Origin of the sequence: Hoylesella timonensis S9-PR14 (genome assembly GCF_000762405.1) — a bacterium.
GTDB lineage: Bacteria > Bacteroidota > Bacteroidia > Bacteroidales > Bacteroidaceae > Prevotella > Prevotella timonensis_A.
Window position 1 is genome coordinate 1 of record NZ_JRPQ01000234.1, and the last position, 1,616, is coordinate 1,616.

Here is a 1,616-nt window from a genome sequence, read left to right on the forward strand (position 1 = left end):
TCGGGATGGTCCAAGAGCCACGACTCGATACGCTCCGCCTTTTCTATTACATTGCCCGAAATGAANTTGTCCGCCACNTCGTAGGCATTCTCTTCGGGATTGNAATAGATGCGNCCTTCNAAGGAAGAAATGATGTCACTTTCCTCNATATCAGNTAAAAGCGAACTCATGTAGTCAAGTTCCACNGTNCCNTACTTGTTGAGCGATGCNCCAAGAGCCTCCATCGGGTCTGTGGCAACGGTCAGNTCNGTGGTNGNAAANGCNGTNGGATGGTCAAAGATGTCCGCCTTGACGTACCTGCCGTTCTCGGAGCGTTCCAAGAACAGCATTTCCACGCCTGTAGCATCCATCTTGATGATGTCGGTGCTCGCCTTCTGATTGAAGTAGCCCCAGCGTGCAACATAGTCATTATAAAGGTGGTTGAGCCTGTTGCGGTCTTCCCTGTCTTCTGCATGGTTCTCTGCCTCGTAGTCATAGAGACGATGATAGCACTCCCGTATCTCGATATAGCTTTTTAGACGGGAAAGCTGCGCATACGGCAAGTCCATCGGGTTAAAGGTGGGATGTCGCTTTAAGTCAGAAAGAAACCCCACCTGCCCTTTCTGCACGACAATGGAGCCGTCTCTCAGGTGAGAGTCCGGCAATGATAGAAAAGGGCGCGGTGATGCGTCAAACTCTTTCTTAACCTCTGTTATCGGTTGCGGCTTCCGATCTTCGGCTTCATCCATGAAATCAAAGAGAGACGGTTCACGATATGACTGAGAGGAAGTCTTCTTGCTGTTTCTGCCCTTGGTTCTGTGCTGCGTTGCAGTTGTTGGCTGTTTCTCCTTATTCTCGTTNCTTCCTTTATTTCCCGTCAGCCTNTGTTCTTNGGAAGCCTGTATCTGTGGTTTAGGGNCTTCCTTAATCTCGCCGTTCACGCGCTTTACTTCCTGCGTCCANAGANTGTATTCNTCNGGNGCNAACAGTGANGGCTGCTCCGTTTCCTGTCGCTCNTCNANACNGTCNATNANGGGGTGNTGNTCNTCATCGAAATAGACAGTCTGCCCGTTCATCTCCCGTGGGGCTTCCACATCGGTGCGGATTTCTTTCACTTCCTGCTCATATTGGCGGTGAAGGNTAAGCACNGGTACNCCNTCTGGGNCTGATTNTTCAATAGTAGAGCCTGCCTCTTGTATCTGTACTGTCTGCTCACCGCCCGTTTTATCNACTTGCNCACTNANTTTTTCANCTTGNACTTCCTCTTTGGNATNTTCCGTGGAAAGGTTATCTTCCATTGTCGAAGTCTGAACTTCGGGTGCAGCCTTTTCCTTGATTTCCTCTGTCACCACTTCTTCTTTGGTATATTGTCCCCTGACGATTTCTTCCAGTTCGGCTATCTCGTGCANTTTCTTNGGNGNGAAGTACAGGTCGCGCTCGATGCNCAGCCCATGAATCTTCACTTCCTCCATCTCGTCAAGCGACATATTGCCCAACTCCCAGCCGTAGCCCATCGTGACAGCACCGAAACCNATNCGGCTCTTAGGGTCGTACTCCAAAAGATAAGCCGTGTAAGCTCCCATCGGGAAGAAATAGCGTGCGTAGGCGACCTTATCACCAATAAGTTCCTTTTCCGT

Annotated in this window: 1 protein-coding gene; it reads right to left on the reverse strand. The window is 50.1% G+C overall.

Features of this window, described 5'->3' with window-relative positions; all coding sequences use genetic code 11:
• The coding region (locus HMPREF9304_RS12110) for a winged helix domain-containing protein (RefSeq protein WP_036929568.1) at positions 1 to 1,616 on the reverse strand (1,616 nt) is incomplete at both ends.